18 protein-coding genes and 1 pseudogene are annotated in these 19,073 nt (G+C 69.5%); 6 read left to right on the top strand and 13 right to left on the bottom strand.

Going from position 1 to position 19,073, the window contains the following annotated elements; all coding sequences use genetic code 11:
• Positions 1-152: 152 nt before the first annotated feature.
• The 3 genes from IEJ02_RS29295 to IEJ02_RS29305 form a co-directional block, all read right to left on the bottom strand.
• Complete coding sequence (locus tag IEJ02_RS29295) at positions 153-827, bottom strand: UbiX family flavin prenyltransferase (protein ID WP_191067617.1); 675 nt, start codon at positions 825-827, stop codon at positions 153-155.
• 81 nt (positions 828-908) lie between these two features.
• Positions 909-1,832 carry a menaquinone biosynthesis prenyltransferase MqnP gene (mqnP, locus tag IEJ02_RS29300; protein ID WP_191067576.1) on the bottom strand — a complete coding sequence of 308 codons (924 nt, stop codon included), beginning with the start codon at positions 1,830-1,832 and terminating at the stop codon, positions 909-911.
• The gene (locus tag IEJ02_RS29305; protein ID WP_137978993.1) at positions 1,829-3,280 is read right to left on the bottom strand and encodes a menaquinone biosynthesis decarboxylase; all 1,452 of its coding nucleotides are present in this window, start codon (positions 3,278-3,280) and stop codon (positions 1,829-1,831) included. The genes mqnP and IEJ02_RS29305 overlap by 4 nt, the downstream gene beginning before the upstream one ends.
• Positions 3,281-3,370: 90 nt before the next feature.
• Between IEJ02_RS29305 and IEJ02_RS29310 the strand changes: the two genes are divergently transcribed.
• Positions 3,371-3,856 (top strand): PLD nuclease N-terminal domain-containing protein, encoded by a 486-nt coding sequence (locus tag IEJ02_RS29310; protein WP_191067577.1) that lies wholly within the window; start codon positions 3,371-3,373, stop codon positions 3,854-3,856.
• Positions 3,857-3,941: 85 nt separating this feature from the next.
• Here the strand turns inward: IEJ02_RS29310 and ccsB are convergent, their stop codons facing one another.
• The 7 genes from ccsB to hemL form a co-directional block, all read right to left on the bottom strand.
• Positions 3,942-5,036, bottom strand: coding sequence for a c-type cytochrome biogenesis protein CcsB (ccsB, locus tag IEJ02_RS29315; protein WP_191067578.1), 1,095 nt, complete (start codon positions 5,034-5,036; stop codon positions 3,942-3,944).
• Positions 5,033-6,868 carry a cytochrome c biogenesis protein ResB gene (gene resB / locus IEJ02_RS29320; RefSeq protein ID WP_191067579.1) on the bottom strand — a complete coding sequence of 612 codons (1,836 nt, stop codon included), beginning with the start codon at positions 6,866-6,868 and terminating at the stop codon, positions 5,033-5,035. The genes ccsB and resB overlap by 4 nt, the downstream gene beginning before the upstream one ends.
• A 3-nt stretch (positions 6,869-6,871) precedes the next feature.
• Positions 6,872-7,636 carry a cytochrome c biogenesis CcdA family protein gene (locus tag IEJ02_RS29325; RefSeq protein WP_191067580.1) on the bottom strand — a complete coding sequence of 255 codons (765 nt, stop codon included), beginning with the start codon at positions 7,634-7,636 and terminating at the stop codon, positions 6,872-6,874.
• Positions 7,637-7,642: 6 nt separating this feature from the next.
• Positions 7,643-8,260 (bottom strand): TlpA family protein disulfide reductase, encoded by a 618-nt coding sequence (locus tag IEJ02_RS29330; protein WP_191067581.1) that lies wholly within the window; start codon positions 8,258-8,260, stop codon positions 7,643-7,645.
• 120 nt (positions 8,261-8,380) lie between these two features.
• Positions 8,381-9,568: a polysaccharide deacetylase family protein gene (locus IEJ02_RS29335; protein WP_191067582.1), complete on the bottom strand. Its 1,188-nt coding sequence runs from the start codon at positions 9,566-9,568 to the stop codon at positions 8,381-8,383.
• Positions 9,569-9,836: 268 nt separating this feature from the next.
• The gene (locus IEJ02_RS29340) at positions 9,837-10,523 is read right to left on the bottom strand and encodes a histidine phosphatase family protein (protein ID WP_191067583.1); all 687 of its coding nucleotides are present in this window, start codon (positions 10,521-10,523) and stop codon (positions 9,837-9,839) included.
• A gap of 8 nt (positions 10,524-10,531) precedes the next feature.
• Positions 10,532-11,848: a glutamate-1-semialdehyde 2,1-aminomutase gene (hemL, locus tag IEJ02_RS29345; RefSeq protein WP_191067584.1), complete on the bottom strand. Its 1,317-nt coding sequence runs from the start codon at positions 11,846-11,848 to the stop codon at positions 10,532-10,534.
• 116 nt (positions 11,849-11,964) lie between these two features.
• Between hemL and IEJ02_RS29350 the strand changes: the two genes are divergently transcribed.
• Positions 11,965-12,513, top strand: a complete 549-nt coding sequence (locus IEJ02_RS29350) for a hypothetical protein (protein WP_223864596.1) — start codon at positions 11,965-11,967, stop codon at positions 12,511-12,513.
• 68 nt (positions 12,514-12,581) lie between these two features.
• Here the strand turns inward: IEJ02_RS29350 and IEJ02_RS29355 are convergent.
• Positions 12,582-12,875: pseudogene (locus IEJ02_RS29355) on the bottom strand (DinB family protein); the annotation flags it as partial.
• Positions 12,876-12,928: 53 nt separating this feature from the next.
• Here IEJ02_RS29355 and IEJ02_RS29360 point away from each other — a divergent pair.
• Entirely contained in the window at positions 12,929-13,261 is a 333-nt protein-coding gene (locus tag IEJ02_RS29360) for a YnfA family protein (RefSeq protein WP_191067585.1), read from the top strand.
• Here IEJ02_RS29360 and IEJ02_RS29365 read toward each other — a convergent pair.
• Positions 13,251-14,621 (bottom strand): putative sodium/potassium/calcium exchanger, encoded by a 1,371-nt coding sequence (locus IEJ02_RS29365; RefSeq protein WP_191067586.1) that lies wholly within the window; start codon positions 14,619-14,621, stop codon positions 13,251-13,253. The genes IEJ02_RS29360 and IEJ02_RS29365 overlap by 11 nt on opposite strands.
• A 199-nt stretch (positions 14,622-14,820) precedes the next feature.
• Between IEJ02_RS29365 and IEJ02_RS29370 the strand changes: the two genes are divergently transcribed.
• Positions 14,821-15,576 carry an SDR family NAD(P)-dependent oxidoreductase gene (locus tag IEJ02_RS29370; RefSeq protein ID WP_191067587.1) on the top strand — a complete coding sequence of 252 codons (756 nt, stop codon included), beginning with the start codon at positions 14,821-14,823 and terminating at the stop codon, positions 15,574-15,576.
• Between the two features lie 262 nt (positions 15,577-15,838).
• Here IEJ02_RS29370 and IEJ02_RS29375 read toward each other — a convergent pair whose 3' ends face one another.
• Positions 15,839-17,032: an RtcB family protein gene (locus IEJ02_RS29375; protein WP_191067588.1), complete on the bottom strand. Its 1,194-nt coding sequence runs from the start codon at positions 17,030-17,032 to the stop codon at positions 15,839-15,841.
• A 163-nt stretch (positions 17,033-17,195) separates the two neighbouring features.
• On the opposite strand from IEJ02_RS29375, the gene IEJ02_RS29380 reads away from it, so the two are divergent.
• Both IEJ02_RS29380 and IEJ02_RS29385 read left to right on the top strand, forming a co-directional pair.
• The gene (locus IEJ02_RS29380; protein WP_317985944.1) at positions 17,196-18,143 is read left to right on the top strand and encodes a DUF3558 domain-containing protein; all 948 of its coding nucleotides are present in this window, start codon (positions 17,196-17,198) and stop codon (positions 18,141-18,143) included.
• Between the two features lie 147 nt (positions 18,144-18,290).
• Positions 18,291-18,995: a hypothetical protein gene (locus IEJ02_RS29385; protein ID WP_191067589.1), complete on the top strand. Its 705-nt coding sequence runs from the start codon at positions 18,291-18,293 to the stop codon at positions 18,993-18,995.
• Positions 18,996-19,073: the final 78 nt, after the last annotated feature.

Below are 19,073 nucleotides of genomic sequence, written 5' to 3' on the forward strand. Positions count from 1 at the left end.
TCAAAGGGGGCATCCTGCTCCCGACGCCTGGCACGGCCGCTCGCTGCGTTGTCGCGTCGCCCAAGTACGCCCAGTACGAGGGCGACGCTCCGCCTTGCGATCGACCGCACCAGACGCCGCTCGCGGCCGGACGCCCCCTTTGACGACAGACCCTAGGCCGTTCCCCGGTCCCGGTCCCCACCGAGCTCCCCCTCCCACCGGCGGTACAGCTTGTGCGGCACCCCTGCCGCGTCCAGCGCCCGCCCCGCGACGAAGTCCACCAGATCCTGGATGTGCGTCGCCCCCGCGTAGAACGCCGGCGAGGCGGGCAGCACCACCGCGCCCGCCTCGTCCAGCGCCACCAGAGCCTTCAGCGTCTGTCCGCTCAGCGGTGTCTCGCGCACCGCCACCACGAGCTTGCGCCGTTCCTTGAGCGTGACGCTCGCGGCCCGCTGGAGCAGGTCCTTCGACAACCCGAGCGCGACCCCGGCCACACACGCGGTGCTCGCCGGGACGATCAGCATCCCCTTGGCCGGATACGAGCCGGAGGACGGCCCGGCCGCCAGGTCCCCGGGCGACCAGTGGGCCACGTCCGCCACCTCGGCGGGCACATCGAAGGCGTCGGGCGTGCCGTCCGCGCCGCGCGCCAGCCAGCGGCGCAGATCGTCGCGCCAGTGGGCGTCCCGGAACCCGATCCCCGTCTCGTCCAGCAGCGTCAGCCGTGACGCCCGGCTGATCACCAGGTCGACCGCCTCCCCCGCCGCCAGCAGCGCGCGCAGCACCGAGGCGGCGTACGGCGTCCCGGACGCGCCGGACACACCGACCACCCAGGGACGGCGCCCGCTCACTTCTTCGTGCGGCCCGTACGGCTCATGCGGCCCGTAAGGCTCGTGCGGCGTCTCCACGTCACCGAGCCTATCCGGCGGGTCTCACAGGCCGAGGCCCCGCACCACGAGGTCGAGGAGCGCGCAGCAGAACAGGGCGATCCCGATGAAGCCGTTGACCGTGAAGAAGGCGCGGTTCAGCCGGGACAGATCGCCCGGCCGCACGATCGTGTGCTCGTACGCGAACGCCGCCGCGACGATCGCCAGCCCGACCCAGAAGAACGCCCCCGCGTCCGTGGCCAGCGCGTACCAGACCAGCAGGGCCGTGGTGACCACATGGCAGACGCGCGCGCCGTAGAGGGCGCCCGCGATGCCGAAGCGGGCCGGCACCGACCGCACCCCGTGCGCCCGGTCGGCCGCCACGTCCTGGCAGGCGTAGATCAGGTCGAAGCCGCCGATCCAGATGCCGATCGCGAGCCCCAGGATCGCCGCGTCCCACGACCACTCGCCGGTGGTCCCGATCCAGGCGCCGACCGGGCCGATGGCCTGGGCCACGCCCAGGATGGCGTGCGGATAGTCGGTGAACCGCTTCCCGTACGGATAGACCACCATCGGCACCACCGCGACCGGCGCCAGCGCCAGGCAGAGCGGGTTCAGGAGCGCCGCCGAGCCCAGGAAGACGGCGAGCGCGATCAGCGCGCCGGTCCACGCGGTGCGCACCGACACGGCGCCGGTGACCAGCTCACGGCCGGCGGTGCGCGGGTTGCGGGCGTCGATCTCGCGGTCGATGATCCGGTTGCAGGCCATGGCGAAGGTGCGCATGCCCACCATGGCGATCGTGATCAGCAGCAGCCGCGTCCAGTGGACGGTGCCGTCCCACAGGTGCATCGCGGTCAGCGCGGCGATGTAGGCGAAGGGCAGCGCGAAGACCGAGTGCTCGATCATCACCAGCCGCAGAAAGGCGCGCACCCGGCCGGGCGGCGCCGGTTGGGGGCCGAAGAGATCGGGGGTCGCGGAATCGGCGCTCACAGCCCGTACTCCTTCCATCGCTTTGTCACCCGATCGGCGGTCTCCGGATCGGACATGACCATGCGTGGCCATCCGCCGTCGCGCGTATAGCCCTCCTCGGGCCATTTCGCGGTGGCGTCGATGCCCGCCTTGCCGCCCCAGAACTGCTGGTACGAGGCGTGGTCGAGATGGTCGACGGGGCCTTCGACCACGGTCAGATCGCGGGCGTAGTCGGTGTTCCCCAGCGCGCGCCAGGAAACCTCGTGCAGATCGTGGACATCGCAGTCGGCGTCGACCACGACGATCAGCTTGGTGAGCGACATCATGTGGGCACCCCAGATGGCGTGCATCACCTTCTGCGCGTGTTTGGGGTACTTCTTGTCGATCGAGACGATCGCGCAGTTGTGGAACCCGCCGGACTCGGGCAGGTGGTAGTCCACGATGTCCGGGATGATGATCTTGAGCAGCGGGAGGAAGAACCGCTCGGTCGCCCTCCCCAGCGGCCCGTCCTCGGTCGGCGGACGGCCCACCACGATCGACTGGAGCAGCGGCCGCCGCCGCATGGTCACACAGTCGATGGTCAGGGCCGGGAACGGCTCCTGGGGCGTGTAGAAGCCCGTGTGGTCGCCGAACGGGCCCTCCGGCAGCGTCTTCCCGGGCTCCAGCCAGCCCTCGATGACGACCTCGGCGGCCGCCGGGACCTGGAGCGGCACCGTCTTGCAGTCGACCATCTCGACCCGCCGACCCTGGACGAACCCCGCGAAGAGGTACTCGTCGATGTCGCCGGGCAGCGGCGCGGTCGCGGCGTAGGTCACGGCGGGCGGCGCGCCGAAGGCGATCGCCACCGGGAGCTTCTCCCCGCGCCGGGCGGCCACTTGGTAGTGGTTGCGGCTGTCCTTGTGGATCTGCCAGTGCATGCCGATGGTGCGGCGGTCATGGCGCTGGAGGCGGTAGAGGCCGAGGTTGCGCACCCCGGTCTCGGGGTGCTTGGTGTGAGTGAGGCCGAGGTTGAAGAACGACCCGCCGTCCTCGGGCCAGGTGAACAGCGCCGGAAGCTGGTCCAGATCGACGTCCTCGCCGGTGAGGACCACCTCCTGGACGGGCGCCTCCTTCACCTTCCTCGGCGGCACATGGGCCATCGAGCCCAGTTTCCCGAACGCCTCGCGCAACCCGACGAACCCCTGCGGCAGCTCGGGTTTGACCAGCCCGCCGATCTTCTCGCTGATCTCGTCGTACGAGCGGAGTCCCAGGGCCTTCAGGAGGCGGCGGTCGGTGCCGAAGACATTCATGGCCAGCGGCATCGCCGAGCCCTTGACGTTCTCGAAGAGCAGCGCGGGGCCGCCCGCCTTGTTGACCCTGTCGACGATCTCCCCGACCTCGAGATGGGGATCGACCTCGGCCTTGACCCTCTTGAGGTCGCCTTCCCTGTCGAGCGCCCGCAGAAAGGAACGAAGATCGTCATAAGCCATACGTCCCAGTATCCGGTACGCACTACCCTGGTCCCGTAACTGGGGGCCCGAGCCACCGCCCCGAACACCACACGCAGGGGGAATCGCCTCATGCTACGGGTGCTGATGATCCTGGTGCCGCTGGCACTGAGCATCTACGCGTTCATCGACTGCATCACCACCGACGAACAGGACATCCGCTATATCCCCAAGCCCGTCTGGGCGATCCTCGTCCTGCTGTTCCCCGTCGTGGGCTCCGTCTCCTGGCTGATCGCGGGCCGCAAGCGCGCCGTCCCCGGAGGCGCAGGCCGGCCCGGCGTCCGCGGCGGGGGCGGCTGGGTCGCGCCGGACGACAACCCCGAGTTCCTCAAGTCCCTGAACGACAAGGGCCGTGATGACAAGGGCCGTATGGACGACGGGGGCGGACCGGCCGACACGCCCGGCGACCGCGGGAGCGACGAGGAGCGCCTGAGGGACTGGGAGGCCGACCTCCGCCGCCGCGAGGAGGAGCTGCGCCGCAAGGGCGAGGGGCCGGGCTCCGGTTCGGGTTCCGGCTCCGGGTCCGGTCCGGAGGACACCCCGCCCGCCGCGTCCTGAAGGGCGGTCAGGCGGCCGGAGAAACGCGGCGACGGCCGGTTCCCGTGACCTGGGTCGGGGGAACCGGCCGTCGCGCTGTGCGGTGTCAGACCCCGGCGTAGGAGTGCTTGCCGGTGATGAAGATGTTGACGCCGTAGTAATTGAAGAGGTAGCAGCCGAAGGCGATCAGCGCCAGGTAGGCGGCCTTGCGGCCCTTCCAGCCGGCGGTGGCGCGGGCGTGCAGGTAGCAGGCGTAGGCGACCCAGGTGATGAAGGACCAGACCTCCTTGGGGTCCCAGCCCCAGTAGCGGCCCCAGGCGGCCTCGGCCCAGATCGCGCCCGCGATGATCGTGAAGGTCCACAGCGGGAAGATCGTGGCGTTGATCCGGTACGCGAACTTGTCCAGCGACGCCGCCGAGGGCACCCGCTGGAGAACGGACTTGGCGAACCGGCCGAACTGCTTGCCCTCCGGGTTCTCCAGCTGGACCTCGTAGCGGTCGCGGAAGAGGTAGAGCAGCGTGGCGACGGCCCCGATGTAGAGCGAGGCGCCGGAGACGATCGCGCAGCTGACGTGGATCCACAGCCAGTACGAGTGCAGGGCCGGAACCAACTGGTCGCTCGCGGTGTACAAGACAGAGACGGCGAGACCGAGATCGAGGAGGACCGTGGTGACGAGGGGCAGCCCGATCCAGCGCACATTCTTCTTCAGCGCCAGCAGCACCAGATACGTGGCCACCGCGACCATGGCGAAGGTCGTGGAGAACTCGTACATGTTGCCCCACGGCGCCCGCCGCACCGACAGCGCGCGGAAGAGGACACCCACGGCATGAAAGAGGAAGGCCAGTACGGTCAGGCCCACCGCGATCCGGCCGTACACATCGCCCTGTTCGGTGCCGCCCGCCGCGCCCGGCCCGTCCGGGACGTCGCGGCTGCCCACCGCGGAGCGGGTGACGATCTTCGGCCGGTCCAGGACGGCGGTGCCGCCGCCCTGCCCCCCGACCCGCACGGTCACCTCGGCGCGCTGGGCGGTCTCGGCGTCGGCGGTGATCGCGGCGGCGGTGCGGCCGACGGCACTGCGGCTGCCGAACACCCACTCGGCGATATGCGCCAGGAAGGCGAGGGTGTAGACCGCCATCGCCGAGTAGATCAGCACGTTGCTGTAATGAGCCAGGTTCTCGTTGACTTCGGCGGCGAGGTTCACGCGCGCGCTCCTTCGGCAGGATCTGCGGGATCTGCGGTGTCGGATGCGGATTCCGAGGCGGAGTCCTCGGTGGACTCCTCGGTGGATTCCTTGGCGGAGTCCTTACCGGAGTCCTCGGTGGAGTTCCGGTCGGGCTCCGGGTCGGGTTCCGCTTCCGGGGCCGGGGGTGCGTCCGCCTGGAGACGGACGGCCAGATCGGCGAGTTCTTCGGGCAGCTTGGCGTACTCACTGCGGCCGAGCCCCGCCATCTCGACCACGGTGGTGCCGTCGTCGCCCGTCACCGCGCGCACCCACACCCGGCGGCGCTGGATGAACAGGGAGGCGGCCAGGCCCACCAGCGCGGCCACGGCACCGATCAGGGCGCCCTGGTCACCCGGCTTGTGCGAGATCTGGAAGCTGGCCCATTCCTTGACGCCGTCGAACGACAGCGTTCCGCCGCCGTTCGGCAGCTTCATGGTGTCGCCGACCTTGAGCGCCCGGGCGAACTTGGTCTTGCCGTCGGACTCCAGGAACTGCTTCATCCGCGACTTGTCCAGCTGGTACACGCTCTGCGGAGTGCCGCCGTCCACGCCGAGGCTGCCGTGGTAGGCGGTCAGGACCAGCGTCGGGTTGTCCAGCGCCGGGAAGACGGAGAACATGCCCTTGCTGCGCACCCAGGTCGGCAGGAACTGCCCCTGGAAGCCGATTTGATCCTTCTTGCCGTTCTTGTCCCGGTAGTCCGGAACCTTGATGACCATGCTCTCGGTGAGGTTGGCCCCGTCGATCGGCAGCCCGACCACCGGGCCCTTGTGCACCACATTGCCCTTGCCGTCCCGGATGGTGACGACCGGCGAGTAGCCGTGGTTCAGCAGGAAGACCTTGTAGCCCGCGATCTCCAGCGGCTCGTTCACCTTGATCGAGGTCTTGCGGCTGACGCCGTCCGCGCCGTCCCAGTAGGTCACATCGGCGCGGAAGGTGCGCGGGGTGCGCATCTGCGGACCGCTGCGTTCATAGGTCGCGGTGAAGCGGTCCAGCTGGAAGCCGAAGGGGGCGAGATCGTCGCTGTTGAACAGCTGCCCCGTCTTGATGTCGTCGTACTGGGTGAGGCTGTTGGAGAAGCCGCCGCCCTCGGTGATCAGGCTGCTGCCCTCGGTCTTCCACAGCTGCCCGGCGGCGAAGGACACCAGCAGCACGATCAGCGCGGTGTGGAAGAGCAGATTGCCCACCTCGCGCAGATAGCCCTTCTCCGCGGCCACCGCGTCACCCGAGGCCTCGATGCGGAAGCGGCGCCCCTTCATGATCTTCCGGGCGGCCGCCAGCACCTGCTCCGGCTCGGCCTCACTGCGCCAGGTGGTGTACGCGGGAAGCCGGGTCAGCCGGCGCGGCGCGGCCGGCGGGCGGCCGCGCAGCTGGCCGATGAACTGCCAGGTGCGCGGCACGATGCAGCCGATGAGCGAGATGAACAGCAGGAGGTAGATCGCCGAGAACCACACCGAGCTGTAGACGTGGAACAGCTGCAGCTTCTCGTAGATCGGGGTGAGCGTCGGGTGCCGATCCTGGAAGTCCTGCACCTTGAGCTGGTCGATGCTGGTCTGCGGGACCAGCGAGCCGGGGATCGTGGCGAGGGTGAGCAGAAGGAGCAGCAGCAGCGCCACCCGCATCGAGGTCAGCTGCCGCCAGAACCACCGGGCCCAGCCGAGCGGCCCCAGCGAGGGGACGTTGATCTCCTCGGCCGGGGCGGTGGACAGCTGCGACCCCGCGGCGCCGAGCTCGCGCTCCTCGGCATGCGCGCCGCCCTCGGGCGGCGTGCCGGCCTCCTTGCCGGGCGCGGTGTCGGTATCGGTGGTGGACATCGATCAGATCCCAACGTTGAAGCCCTGAGCCCAGGTCTGCATGGAGCCCATCATGGTGTCCCAGACACCTGTGAGCAGCAGCACCCCCAGGGCGACGAGCATGCCGCCCCCGGCTCGCATCACCCAGACGTAGTGCCGCTTGACCCAGCCGAAGGCACCCAGCGCCCGGCGGTAGGCCACGGCGACCACCACGAACGGCAGCCCGAGCCCCACGCAGTACGCGGCGGTGAGCAGGGCCCCGCGCCCCGCACTCGCCTCATTGAACGCCAGGGCGTTGACGGCGGTGAGCGTCGGCCCCAGGCACGGCGTCCAGCCGACGCCGAACAGGGCGCCCAGCACCGGCGCCCCCGCGAGCCCCAGCGTGGGCTTGATGTGGAAGCGGAACTCCCGCTGTCCGAAGCCCCCCAGCACCCCCATGAAGGCGAGACCCATCACGATCGTGATGACCCCGAGGATCTTGGAGATGGTCTCCTTGTGCTCCTGGAGCGTCCAGCCGAAGTTGCCGAAGAGCGCGCCCCCGGAGACGAAGACCGCGGTGAAGCCGAGGACGAAGAGCGAGGCGCCCGCGACCATCCGGCCGCGCTTGGCCTCGGCCAGATCCGTGCCCGTGACCCCTGTGACGTACGACATATAGCCCGGCACCAGCGGCAGCACACAGGGGGAGAAGAAGGAGACCAGTCCGCCGAGCAGGGCGATCGGAAGCGCCAGCAGCAGCGCCCCGGTCAGGACGGTCTGGTTGGGATCGGTCGCGGCGGCCAGCGTGTTCACGAAAGGTCACTTCTCCGCGATCAGCGGGGTGACCATCGAGCGCAGGCGCTCCTCGCTGAGCGGCGTCAGAGCGCGGGCCGCGATCCTGCCCTCCCGGTCCAGCACGATCGTCGAGGGGATGGCCTGCGGGTTGAGGCTGCCCTTGGGGAAGCGCAGCATGAGCTTCCCGATCGGGTCGTACAGACTCGGGTAGTCGACGCCGTATTCCTTCTCGAACCTGAGCGCGGGGGCGCGGTTGGAGTCACGGGTGTTGATCCCGATGAACTGCACACCCTTGGCCTTGGTGTCCTTGGCCACCTTGGCGAGGTTCGACGCCTCGGCCCGGCAGGGGGCGCACCAGGAGCCCCAGACGTTCAGGACCACGATCTTGCCCTTGTAGTCCGCCACGTCCAGTGGCTTGCCCTCCAGGGTCTTGCCCGAGAGCTGGGGTGCGTCCTTGCGGTTCTCCTTGGCGACGGTGTCCACGCCGCCCTTGCCCTGGACGAACTTGGTGTCGGCGGAGCCGCCCGAAGTGCCGCCCCCGCCGCAGGCGGTCAGGGACAGCGCGGCAACCGTGGCCGCGATGGCCAGCACGGTTGCGCGACGACGGGTCGCGAGGCCCCGAGGGGCACGGCAGGCACTCATGTGAAAAGTTTCGCATGGCCCTTTTGGGGATCTTCGCCACCCCCCTCCGGGCACCCTGCCGGGCTCCGCGCGGCCTCGCCCCCGGCTCACTCCTGGCTCGCCCCGCGCCCACCGGCGCCATCAGCCGCCGTTCGCGCTCCACGCCTGGCCCACGCCGAGCCCGCGCAGATCGGCCAGGACCGCGGGGTCCTGCGCGTCCAGCCAGTCGGTGAGCTGCTTGAAGGAGACCAGCCGGACGTCCTTGTGCTTCTCGTCGGCCATGTGCTTGAGCGCTTCCTCGACGGCGTCCATATAGATGCCGCCGTTCCACTGCTCGAAGTGGTTTCCGATGAAGAACGGGGCGCGATTGGTCTCATAGGCCCGCTTGAAACCGGCTATGTACGCCTCGGTGGCCTGCTTGCGCCAGCCCGGGTAGTTCGCGGGCGGGGCATTGGTGGAATTCTTCGACTGGTTCGCGAGGATGTTGTAATCCATCGAGAGCACCTCGAAGGTGTGCCCCGGAAAGGGAATCTGCTGCAGCGGGAAGTCCCACAGGCCCTGCTTCTTCGACGGCCACACCTGGAGTCCGCCCGGCGAACTGGCGTCATAGCGCCAGCCGAGTTCCCGGGCGGTCGGCAGCAAATTGGTCTGGCCCTTCAGACACGGAGTGCGGCCGCCGATGAGCTCCTTGTGGTAGTCGAAGGGCAGCGGATCCACATCGGTGAAGCGCGTATTCGTCCGCCACTCCGTGACGAAGGACATGGCCTGGTCGATCTCGGACTTCCACTGCGCGGGCGTCCAGTTCTCCACCGAGCCGCTTCCGGAGCAGAAGTGGCCATTGAAATGGGTGCCGATCTCATGGCCCTCGAGCCACGCCTCGCGCACGTTCCGCAGCGTGGCCTTGATGTGCTCATCGGTGAGATAGCCGATGTCGGAGGCGCCCACCGGGTTGTTCGGCGGCCGGTAGAGCGACTTCTTGGACTCGGGAAGGCAGTAGATACCGGAGAGGAAGAAGGTCATGGTCGCGCCGTGGTCCTCGGCCACCTTGCGGAACCGCGGGAAGAGACCGTTGCCGACCTCTCCCGCACCGTCCCACGAGAACACCACGAACTGCGGCGGCTTCTGCCCCCGTTCCAGCCGCTCCGGCTTCGGGGCCTCCTTGCGCCGCTCACCGTGCGAAGTGGAGCCGTCACCGATCGGCTTCGCCTGGGTCGTCTTCGCGGGCTTCGGCGTACCGGATCCGGACCCCGAGGAACAGCCGGCGACGGCCAGTGATGCCGCCGCTCCCATACCCAGACCGAGGATCCCCCTTCGGCTGACCTCACGCATAACGCCCTCAATTCGCACTCGCCGTTCTGATTGCCCGGGGTGTCCGGACAACCCTGGAGATGGCGAGGCGAATAGCGAGGTTCCGAAAGGACGCGGTCAATTACACGGTGGACACAATGTCTCCATTCGGTAGCACGCCGCACGGCCCGTCGGTCATCCCACGGCCATGCGCCCGTCACGCACATCGCGGGCCGCACACGGCGGCCCGCACCCCCGGCCCGACCCCGGTCGGGCGCACCGCTCAGGCGCCGTCGCTCCGGGAGGCCACTCAGGCGCCGTAGCCCTTGGAGGCCCCCTTCACCGGCTTGGCGCCCGCGCGCAGATGGGGCGGAACGAGATCACGGGCCGGCTCGCTGTAGCCCACCGAGACGATCCGGTCGCCGCGGTAGGTGAAGCTGGTGAGGCTGGCCAGCGTGCACTGCCGCTTGCGCGGGTCGTGCCACAGCCGCCGCCGCTCCACGAAGCTGCGCACGATCCAGATCGGCAGCTGATGGCTGACGCACACCGCCTCGTGCCCGCGCGCGGCGTCCCGCGCCCGGCCCAGCGCCGCCATCATCCGCACCACCTGGTCGACATAGGGCTCGCCCCAGGACGGGCGGAACGGGTTGGTGAGATGGCGCCAGTTGCCCGGTTTGCGCAGCGCGCCGTCGCCGACACCGAAGGTCTTGCCCTGGAAGACGTTCGCCGCCTCGATCAGCCGCTCGTCCGAGGCCACGTCCAGGCCGTGCGCCTTGGCGATCGGCGCCGCCGTCTCCTGGGCCCGCTCCAGCGGGGAGGCGACCACATAGGTGATGTCACGGTCGGCGAGGTGCTCGGCGACGCGGTCGGCCATCCGCCGCCCCAGATCGGAGAGGTGGTAGCCGGGCAGCCTGCCGTAGAGCACGCCCTCCGGGTTGTGGACCTCGCCGTGGCGCATCACATGGACGACGGTGATGTCGTTCTCGCTCTGTGTCATGTCACCCATCATTCAGTGGCCTCGGCGGCGGCCCGCGCCGCCCCCGGCAGAGCCGCCGCCACCCGCTCCAGCGCCTTCTCGTCGTGCGTCGTGGAGACGAACCACGACTCGAAGACGGACGGCGGGAGGTAGACGCCCTGGGACAGCATCGAATGGAAGAAGGCGGTGAAGCGGAACGCCTCCTGCGCCTTGGCCTTCTCGTAGTCGGTGACCTCGTCGCCGGTGAAGAAGACCGAGAACATGTTGCCCGCGACCTGGACCCGGTGCGCCACGCCCTCCTTGGAGAGCGCCTCCGTCACCATCGCCCGCAGCCGCTCGGAGGCCGCGTCGACCCGTCCGTACGCCGCGTCGTCCAGCAGCCGCAGCTGGGCGACGCCCGCGGCCGTGGCGACCGGGTTTCCGGACAGGGTGCCCGCCTGGTAGACCGGGCCGGCCGGGGCCAGGCGCTCCATGACGTCGGCGCGCCCGCCGAAGGCCGCGGCCGGGAAGCCGCCGCCCATGACCTTGCCGAAGATCATCAGGTCCGGCTCCACGGCGTCCAGCCCGAACCACCCGGCCCTGGAGACCCGGAAGCCGGTCATGACCTCGTCGGAGATGTAGAGCGCGCCATGGTCGGCGCAGAGCTGCTTGAGGCCCGCGTTGAACCCGGGCAGCGGCGGCACCACGCCCATGTTGCCCGGCGACGCCTCGGTGATCACACAGGCGATCTCCCCGGGGTGCGCGGCAAAGGCCGCCCGGACCGCCTCCAGGTCGTTGTACGGCAGCACCAGGGTCTCCCCCGCCTGCGCTCCCGTCACCCCCGGAGTGTCCGGCAGCCCGAAGGTCGCCACTCCGGACCCGGCCGCGGCCAGCAGGGCGTCCACATGCCCGTGGTAGCAACCGGCGAACTTGATCACCTTTGGCCGCCCGGTGAACCCGCGGGCCAGGCGGATCGCCGACATCGTCGCCTCGGTGCCGGACGAGACCAGGCGCACCTGCTCGACCGGGGCGACCCGCGCCACGATCTCCTCGGCGAGCTCGACCTCGCCCTCGCCCGGCGTGCCGAAGGACGTACCGCGGGCGACGGCGGCCTGCACGGCCGCGGTGACCTCGGGGTGGGAATGGCCGAGGATCATCGGTCCCCACGAGCACACGAGGTCCACGTACTCGCGTCCGTCGGCGTCGGTGAGGTACGGACCGTCCCCGGACACCATGAACCGGGGCGTACCTCCCACGGCGCGGAACGCCCGCACCGGAGAGTTCACGCCGCCGGGCGTCACGGCGGCCGCGCGATCGAAAAGCGTCTGCGAAACTGGGGCTGCGTACGGATAGCTCACGCAAGCCATGTTGTCAGAGGCGGACGTACTCCCGCGGCCGGGCGTTTCACAGCTCTATGGTGGGGGAGGTCTCTGTAACAGAGATCGGGTTGCGCGGTAGTGGCCGCGAGTGGTCGGGTGGAGATATGCATCGCGGTGGCGAACTGGGTGAAGGGACTGACGACCGAGGCCCCGAGCGTGCCCGGCCCGGACGCCATCGGCGGGACGAGGCGGGCAGGGCAGGCAGAAGCGGGGGCCGCATGGGGGTGACCTACAAGTACTTCGGTGCGCCGGACGGTGCCACTGCGGCCAGGGTCCCCATCTCCATGCGCCCCGAGGAGCTCGGCGGCGACGAGCTCGGCCACGGCATGTTCACGAAGATCAAGCCGGAGACGGTGGCGGCGATGGTCCTCACCGGCATCGAGGGCGTCCCGCTGCACAAGGTCCCCCCGCTCGAACTGGTCGTTCTCCATCCGGACTACGCCGTCGTCAAACTCCCTATGACCGCCGTCGATCCGCTGCGCGGTGTGGGCGAGGAAGCCGTGGGCGCCGCGGCCTTCATCTGGTCCACGGTGCCCGACCGCGGCGGCCCTCGGGACGCCTTCACGGTCTATCAGCTGCTCCACGAGTGGCAGGACTTCAGCCACCGGCTGCACGAGGCGGGCCACCAGCCGTACTGCCTGGTCTGGCCCTGAGCCGGGGCCGTGGCCCTGAGCCGGGGCCGTAGCTCAGGGCCCGGGCCGTGGCCCTGAGGTCATGGCCCCTACGGCGCGGAGGCGGCGCGCAGCAGGCGGAGTTGGCCGATCTCGGTGGCGTTCTTCATCAGCTCGGCCTTCACCCAGGCGGCCATGTGAGCGATGGTGTGCTCGGGGTCCCGGTCCCAGGGGAAGGGCGCGACGGCGTCCAGGTCCTGCTCGGTGAGCCGGTCCAGTACGGCCGTCCACTCCGCCCGCAGACCGCGCAGCCACTCGATGGCCGCCTTACCGTCGCCGGGCCAGCTGACGTCGGTCCGCTCCCTCGGCCCGCGTCCCTCCGCGTGGTCGATGGTCACGCTCCAGACGGCCTCGCTCCGCTGCGGGGCCTCTCATGGGCGGGCCGTACCCTTCCCCCATGCTCATCGCACGTTCCATTGCTCTGTTCGCCGTGGCCGCGCTCTTGGAGATCGGCGGCGCGTGGCTCGTCTGGCAAGGCGTGCGTGAGCACAGGGGATGGGCGTGGATCGGCGCCGGGATCATCGCTCTTGGCGCCTACGGGTTCGTGGCCACGCTCCAGCCGGACGCGGAGTTCGGCCGCATCCTCGCGGCGTACGGCGGCGTGTTCGTCGCCGGATCGCTCGCCTGGGGCATGGTCGCCGACGGCTACCGGCCCGACCGCTTCGATGTCATCGGAGCGCTGATCTGTCTGGCCGGAGTCGCTGTGATCATGTACGTGCCTAGGAGGTAACCATCGACCGGCCGTGGCCGCCCTTGCCCTCACGGTCACCGTGGTTGTTCTGCTTGCCCTGCTTGCCGTGGTCACCCTGGTGGTCGTCCTGCTCCCGCTCCGTGCCGAGGACGCAGCCGGTGTCCGGGTCGATGAAGACGGTCGTGATGGTGTGGTCGCACTCGACCTCCACGACCCACACCTGCTTGACCTCCTGCTTGTGCGAGTCCTTGTGCTCGTCCTTGCGCTGCTTGTCCTTGCGCTGGTCGTCGTGGTGGCGCGAGTTCTTGCGGTCGTCCTTACGGCCGTCCTCGTACTTGCCCTTGTGGTGCTGGTCGTCCTCGGGGCAGTCCACCAGCTCGGCGCTGACCGCCTGGCCGCCGACCTCGCACTCGGCGATCTCGACCGCCTCGGCGAGCGTCACCGTGTCGTACTTCTTCTGCTCCTGCTGCTCCTTGTGCTCCTGGTCGTGGCGCGCCTGGTCGTCCTCGTGGACCGGAACGGTGACGGGACGGACGGCACCGCGGTCCTGGGCCTCCTCACCGGACTGGGCCGCCTGCTCGGACTGAGCCGCCTGCTCCGGCTGAGCCACCTGCTCGGGCTGCGCGGCCTGCTCGGGGCGCGCCGCGCTGCGGCCCTTGATGCCGGGCCAGTACTTGCCAGTGGGGAAGTAGCGGGTCAGGTCCGGACGGCTCTGGTCCTCGCGCTTGCCGTACTCCTTGCGCTGGCCGTGGTCCTCCTTGCCGTTCTGCTCCTTGCGGTTCTCCTCCTTGCCGTTCTCCTCCTTGCCGTTCTCCTCCTTGCCGTTCTCTTCCTTACGGCTGTCCTCCTTGCGGCTGTCCTCCTTACGGCCGCTGTCCTTCTTCTCGTCGTACCGGCCGTGCTCCTCGCGCTGGTCGCTCTCCTCGCGCTGGCCGTACTCCTCGTGCTGGCCGTTCTCCTTCTCCTCGTACCGCCCGCTCTCGTCGTGACGGCCGTCCTGGTCGTCACGGGCGTGGTCATCGTGGCGGCCGCCGTTGGAGTCCTTGTAGCTGTTCGCCTCGTAGCGGCCGTGCTCGTGGCCGTTGTCCTCGTGACGGCCGTTGGGGTCCTTCGCCTCGTAGCGGCCGTGCTCGTGGTGGCCCTTCTTGTCGTCGTGACGGCCGTTCTCGTGGTTCCCCTTGTTGTCCTTCTCGTGGTTCCCCTTGTTGTCGCCGTGCGCCCGGTCCTGGGCACAGTGGTTGCTCTGCGACGAGTGCGGGTCGGGGGTGCTGCCCGAGGCCCATGCGGTTCCCGGAGCACCGGCAACCAGGGCCGCCGCCGCGATGGCGCCCGCTGAGGCCACGCCCCAGCGCCGGAAAGAACGACGAGACCGCTGAAGGAATCTGCTCTGCTGGGTCATTACCTGAATTCACTCCTTGGGCATGGGTGCTCCAACTACCGGCGCCGCGCCGGACGCAGTGCACCCTTCCCCGAGCCCGAGAGCCCCTAGCGGATTCCTATCTTCAGTCCCCCGGTTGGAGGTAAATCGGGCCGTCATATCCTGCATATGGATCATGCGCACGCACCACCGTTTGCGCCACGTCGCCATTGGAGGACCGATGACCACCCGTACCGCAGTCATCACCGGCGCGAGCAGCGGGATCGGAGCCGCGACCGCGCGCCGCCTGGCGGCCGCCGGATTCCGCGTCGTCCTCGCCGCCCGCCGTAAGGAGCGCATCGACGCGCTCGCCGCCGAGCTGACCGAGGCCGGGCACGAGGCCGAGGCATACGTCCTGGACGTCACCGACCGCGCCGCCGTGGAGTCCTTCGCCGCCGGTCTGGACCGCTGCGACGTCCTGGTGAACAACGCGGGCGGCGCGATCGGCGCCGAGACCGTGGCCACCGCCGACCCGGCCGACTGGCGGGCGATGTACGAGGTCAATGTGGTGGGCGTGCTCCAGGTGACCCAGGCGTTGCTGCCCGCCCTCACCGCCTCCGGCGACGGCACGATCGTCGTGCTGTCCTCCACGGCGGGCCATGTGGCGTACGAGGGCGGCGGCGGTTACGTGGCCGCCAAGCACGGCGCCCACGCCATCGCGGCCACCCTGCGCCTGGAGCTGTGCGGTGAGCCGGTGCGGGTGATCGAGATCGCCCCGGGCATGGTCAGGACCGACGAGTTCGCGGTGAACCGCTACCGCGGCGACGAGAGCCAGGCCGCGGCCGTCTACGAGGGCGTGGCCGAGCCGCTGACCGCCGACGACGTGGCCGACACGGTCGAATGGGCGGTCACCCGCCCCTCGCATGTGAACATCGACATGATGGTCATCCGCCCCCGCGCCCAGGCCGCCCAGCACAAGGTCCACCGCGAGCGCTGAGCCCGTCCGCCCTCGTCCGCCCTCGTCCTCCACGGCTCCTCACAGCCCCCTGCCGTAGCGATCACCTCGCGGAGGGTCTTCGCGGTGACACCTCGCGGAGGCACGCGGGCGGGCACGCGCCCCGGCGGGTCCACGACCTGTGCGGCGAGATCTCCGGAGCGGCTCAAGCGACCCCAGGGACCCCAGGCGGCCCCAAGCGACCCCAGGCGGCCAAGCCGACCCCAGGCCGCCTCAAGCGACCTCACCCGACAAGGCCTGTGTCTCAGCCCTTCACGCACACCACCTGCTTGAGCCGCGCCACCACCTCGACGAGGTCCCGCTGCTGGTCGATGACCTTCTCGATCGGCTTGTACGCCCCCGGGATCTCATCCACGACGCCGGAGTCCTTACGGCACTCGACGCCCCGCGTCTGCTCCGCCAGATCCTGGGTCGAGAAGCGCTTCTTCGCCGCGTTACGGCTCATCTTCCGGCCCGCTCCGTGCGAGGCCGAGTTGAACGACGCCTCGTTCCCCAGGCCGCGCACGATGTACGAACCGGTGCCCATCGAGCCCGGGATGATCCCGTAGTCCCCGCTCCCGGCGCGGATGGCGCCCTTACGGGTCACGAGAAGGTCCATGCCCCCGTAGCGCTCCTCGGCCACGTAGTTGTGGTGGCAGCTGATCACCGGCTCGAAGACCGGGCGGGCCTTCTTGAACTCCTTGCGCACCACGTCCTGGAAGAGCGCCATCATGATCGCGCGGTTGTACTTCGCGTACTCCTGCGCCCAGAAGAGATCGTGCCGGTACGCCGCCATCTGCGGGGTGTCCGCGATGAAGACGGCCAGGTCGCGGTCGACCAGATTCTGGTTGTGGGGCAGCTTCCGGGCCTCGCCGATGTGGTACTCGGCCAGCTCCTTGCCGATGTTGCGGGAGCCGGAGTGCAGCATCAGCCAGACCGAGCCCTCGTCATCGAGACAGAACTCGATGAAGTGGTTACCGGATCCGAGCGAACCCATCTGCTTCACGGCCCGCTCCTGGCGGTACCTGACCGCCTGGGCCACTTCCCCGAACCGGGTCCAGAAGTCGTCCCACCCCGCCGTCGGGAACGCGTGCAGCCGCCCCGGGTCCACCGGGTCGTCGTGCATACCGCGCCCCACCGGGATCGCCTGCTCGATCCGGGAGCGCAGCCGCGAGAGATCCCCCGGAAGGTCGTTGGCGGTCAGCGACGTCTTGACGGCCGACATCCCGCAGCCGATGTCCACCCCGACCGCCGCCGGGCACACCGCGCCCCGCATCGCGATCACCGAGCCGACCGTGGCACCCTTCCCGTAATGCACATCCGGCATCACGGCGAGGCCCTTGATCCAGGGCAGGGTGGCCACATTGCGCAGCTGCTGCATGGCCACGCCCTCGACCGTCGAGGGGTCGGTCCACATCCGGATCGGCACCTGCGCGCCGGGCACCTCGACATACGACATGATGTACTCATTCCCCCGTAAAAGACTGAAAACGCAAAAACCGGGCCAATGCCCCATAGACGGCGGGCGACCGGCAGGCACGGCAGTGCGTGCGGTAGACATTGTGTCCAGCCACCGCCTCCGGGCGGCAAGGAGTTTTCCGTCGCTCGAAGGGACACGGACAGTGCAGCCAGCGCAGCGAAGGGCGTACGGACGGCGGGCCACCCCGGCCGTCGCCGTGCTCATCACCGTGCTCGCCGCCGCGGGGCTCGGCGGATGCACCGGCTCCGATTCGACGACCGACCCGGACGACGGCGCCTCCGGCGACTCCGGGACGGCCGTCTCGGCCGAGCCCGGCCGCTATCGCACCCTGCCCGAGGCGTGCGGCGCGGTCAGCCGCAAGACCCTCCAGGCGCTGCTGCCCGGCGCCGAGCAGGACGACAAGGTGTACGACGGCCAGGCAGCCGTGACGTATGACATAGACCGCCGGGACGGCTGCCGCTGGAAGGTCGAGACCGCGAGCGGCACGCGCTACCTCACGATCGACTTCCAGCGGGTGGTCTCGTACGACCCCTCGGTCAGCGACGACGACCGGGCCCAGGAGACGTACGAGAAGAAGGCCGCCGCCGCCGACATCCCGGACGCCACGAGTCCTCCCTCGAGCCCCTCCAGCTCGGAGAGCGGGTCGGAGAGCGGGTCGGAGAGCGCCGGCAGCGACTCCTCCGCTTCCGCCAGTTCGAGCTCCGATGAGCCCGGTAAGAGCAGCAAGGGCGGCAAGGGCGACGAAGCCGGTAAGGGCGACAAGACCGACGAGGGGGGCAAAAGCACCGATAGCCCCTCCACGGGCGCCGACGCGAGCGGCGGAAGTGACGAAAGTGACACCGCCTCGGAGGACACCGCCCCGCGCCGGCTGGACGACCTCGGTGACGACGCCTTTCTCAACGACCAACTGATCACCAAGGACTCGGGTATCCACCGCGACATCACCGTCGTGTTCCGGTCCTCGAATGTGATTGCCACCATTGAGTACGACCAGTGGACGACCGACAAGAAGCACATTCCCAGCAGCCAGGAACTGCAGGAAAACGCCCAGGACTTGGCCGATGAACTGACCGGTCGCCTCAACGAATAACGGGCCCTCGCCGCACCCCCGCGAGCGCCCCGTCCCCACCCCGCGGAGACCTCGGAAATTGGGACGCCCGCGCGTCGGCCGCGTACCGTGCCGACTAATGACGCGGGCGGCACGTCCGCCCATCGACAGAGAATGAGCGAAGGACCCATGCACCGTTCAGCCCCGCGACTCGCCCGAATACTCGCCTGCGCGACCGTACCGGTGGTGCTCGTCGCCGGCTGCTCCTCCGGCTCGGACAAGAAGGACGACAAGAACGCCGGTGGCTCAGCGAGACCCGGCTCGCCCAGCGCTTCACCCACCGTCGCGGCAGCGAAGTTCAGCAAGCTGCCCGATGTGTGCTCCACGCTCTCCGGGAAGACGATCGACGATCTCGTTCCCAAGGCGCAGAACAAGAAGGGCAAGGCCCTTCCCTCGGCCGACACCAACACCTCGGCCAGCTGCCTGTGGAGCGGCCTCGACGACTTCGACTACCGCTCGCTGACCGTCTCCCTCAAGCTGTTCCACTCCGACCCGGGGCTCGGCTCCGGCGACAAGCGCGCCGGGGAGTACGCCGCCCAGCAGGCGAGCAGGGCCGCCACCGCCGGCAAGGTGACCGACCCCAAGACCGAAAAGGTCACGGGCATCGGCGACGAGGCCACCACGGTCAGCACCAAGGAGAAGAAGGACGGCGACGACTTCCGCGACCAGACGGTCGTGGCCCGCACCGCCAATGTCGTCATCACCCTCCAGTACGACGGCGCGGGCTATGAGACCGCCAAGACCCCGGACCCGGCCGACCTGCTCAAGGACGCCAAGTCCGCCGCCAAGGAGGCCGTCGGCGCCATCGGTAAGGGCGCCAAGAGCGGCGCCTGACTCGCCGACACGACCCCTTCCCGCCCATGAGCCTTGACGTGTATGCGACGCTGATGCGGCTGTTGTTGAGGACGGGGA

This window comes from Streptomyces sp. 5-10 (assembly GCF_014712245.1).
In the GTDB taxonomy this organism is placed as follows: Bacteria; Actinomycetota; Actinomycetes; order Streptomycetales; family Streptomycetaceae; genus Streptomyces; species Streptomyces violaceusniger.

Coding starts and splice junctions, on each gene's coding strand:
- IEJ02_RS29305 (WP_137978993.1), bottom strand. CDS start 3,280: ATGGCTTATGACGATCTTCGTTCCTTTCTGCGGGCGCTCGACAGGGAA.
- IEJ02_RS29310 (WP_191067577.1), top strand. CDS start 3,371: ATGCTACGGGTGCTGATGATCCTGGTGCCGCTGGCACTGAGCATCTAC.
- resB (WP_191067579.1), bottom strand. CDS start 6,868: ATGTCCACCACCGATACCGACACCGCGCCCGGCAAGGAGGCCGGCACG.
- IEJ02_RS29330 (WP_191067581.1), bottom strand. CDS start 8,260: ATGAGTGCCTGCCGTGCCCCTCGGGGCCTCGCGACCCGTCGTCGCGCA.
- IEJ02_RS29335 (WP_191067582.1), bottom strand. CDS start 9,568: ATGCGTGAGGTCAGCCGAAGGGGGATCCTCGGTCTGGGTATGGGAGCG.
- IEJ02_RS29340 (WP_191067583.1), bottom strand. CDS start 10,523: ATGACACAGAGCGAGAACGACATCACCGTCGTCCATGTGATGCGCCAC.
- hemL (WP_191067584.1), bottom strand. CDS start 11,848: ATGGCTTGCGTGAGCTATCCGTACGCAGCCCCAGTTTCGCAGACGCTT.
- IEJ02_RS29350 (WP_223864596.1), top strand. CDS start 11,965: ATGCATCGCGGTGGCGAACTGGGTGAAGGGACTGACGACCGAGGCCCC.
- IEJ02_RS29360 (WP_191067585.1), top strand. CDS start 12,929: ATGCTCATCGCACGTTCCATTGCTCTGTTCGCCGTGGCCGCGCTCTTG.
- IEJ02_RS29365 (WP_191067586.1), bottom strand. CDS start 14,621: ATGACCCAGCAGAGCAGATTCCTTCAGCGGTCTCGTCGTTCTTTCCGG.
- IEJ02_RS29370 (WP_191067587.1), top strand. CDS start 14,821: ATGACCACCCGTACCGCAGTCATCACCGGCGCGAGCAGCGGGATCGGA.
- IEJ02_RS29375 (WP_191067588.1), bottom strand. CDS start 17,032: ATGTCGTATGTCGAGGTGCCCGGCGCGCAGGTGCCGATCCGGATGTGG.
- IEJ02_RS29385 (WP_191067589.1), top strand. CDS start 18,291: ATGCACCGTTCAGCCCCGCGACTCGCCCGAATACTCGCCTGCGCGACC.